2 protein-coding genes are annotated in these 405 nt (G+C 78.5%); both read left to right on the plus strand.

Annotated features, from left to right (window positions below):
• Positions 1 to 193 (plus strand): hypothetical protein (locus tag AC1DSF_RS31065; RefSeq protein WP_478184156.1); only part of this gene is annotated, 193 nt, incomplete at its 5' end.
• A partial coding sequence (locus AC1DSF_RS31070) for a hypothetical protein (RefSeq protein ID WP_478184157.1) occupies positions 184 to 405 on the plus strand: 222 nt, incomplete at its 3' end. The genes AC1DSF_RS31065 and AC1DSF_RS31070, both read left to right, overlap by 10 nt.

Consider the following 405-nt stretch of genomic DNA (forward strand, 5'->3'; position numbering starts at 1 on the left):
CCCCGAAACGGGTGAACTCCTGACCTGGACGACTGCCGCGCCCGGCTTCCGCGGCGGCCCGAAATGGCCGGAACCCGAAGAGACCCCGTGGACGCACGGCGGCCCGCCCGACCCGGACGGCGGCCGCCCCGGCGGCGCCGTCGGGGCCGCCGAGGACGACGACGACCCGGGCGCGGAGGAACCGTGGAGCTGACCACACCCGGCCCTGCCCCCGGCACGACCGGCGGGATCAAGCCCGGGACGAGCCCCGCCAAGGCCGCCGCCGCCGTCACCGACGCCGTCCTCGCCGACCTCGGCTCGGGCCGGCACCGCGGCGTCGTCGTGGACTCGCCGCCCGGCGCCGGGAAATCCACGCTGGTCGTCAAGGCCGCCGCGGAGATCGCCGGCCGCGGCGACGCGCTGATG

It is taken from the genome of Variovorax sp. 01N429, from assembly GCF_056399425.1.